Origin of the sequence: Pseudomonas gingeri, assembly GCF_013385425.1 — a bacterium.
Classification (GTDB): domain Bacteria; phylum Pseudomonadota; class Gammaproteobacteria; order Pseudomonadales; family Pseudomonadaceae; genus Aquipseudomonas; species Aquipseudomonas gingeri_D.
Window position 1 is genome coordinate 1 of record NZ_JACAQA010000067.1, and the last position, 802, is coordinate 802.

Sequence of the window (802 nt, forward strand, 5' to 3'; positions counted from 1 at the left end):
TTTTGGGCCGGCGTTGACACCTACTCGTTGCCAGGGCAATCCAAGTACCAGCGCCTGAAGTTGTTCGGGGTCGAGTTCGACATCCGTCCCACGATGGATGCCCGGCCAATGAAATTTGCCCTGGTTCAATCGCCGCGCCGCCAGCCAAATACCAACATCGTCATGCACCAACACCTTCATGCGGTTGGCCCGGCGGTTGGCAAAGAGGTAAGCGCAGTGCGGCTTCGCCGCACCGAACACGGCAACCACCCGGGCCAGTGCCGTGTCGGTGCCGGCGCGCATGTCCATGGGCTGGGTAGCGAGCCAGATGGAATCGACGCGAATCATTGAGCGAGGCCACAAATAAAACGCGCGCAGCCGTCCGGATCCGAGGCGGGCCATTTTACTGTGATGGATTTATCGCCCAGAGGCAGCGAGATGATCACCATCTCTTCTGTTGCGCGCTTTGGGACATTTTTTATGGGGACGAAGGCTGGCAGGGTTGCGGGTGATTGATCCCGGTACATTGGTAGCCACTTGCGGATCACGTTGGCGTTGATGCCGTGATGGATGGCCACGCTAGAAATCGTCGCTCCAGGTTGCAGGCATTCCTGGACGACTTGGGCTTTGAACGGTTTGGGGTAAGAGCTTCGTTGGCGCATGAAAATCCTGGCGATAAGGGCGATCGCGTCCGCTAAAAAATACGCGGACACCATCGCCCTTAATGCTGGAGTTTGATAGGTGTGTTCGCCATCCGCTTACCCTTGAGAAGAATTTACTGGAACTAAAAAAGAGGCCGAAGTGTAGTGGTCAACTGATCCCG

Annotated in this window: 2 protein-coding genes; both read right to left on the reverse strand. The window is 56.7% G+C overall.

The annotated features are described in order from the left end of the window. A partial coding sequence (gene tnpB / locus HX830_RS32310) for an IS66 family insertion sequence element accessory protein TnpB (RefSeq protein ID WP_177104812.1) occupies positions 1-327 on the reverse strand: 327 nt, incomplete at its 3' end. Continuing rightward, positions 324-641, reverse strand: coding sequence for an IS66-like element accessory protein TnpA (gene tnpA / locus HX830_RS31840; protein WP_177104814.1), 318 nt, complete (start codon positions 639-641; stop codon positions 324-326). The genes tnpB and tnpA, both read right to left, overlap by 4 nt. Between the last annotated feature and the right edge of the window lie 161 nt (positions 642-802).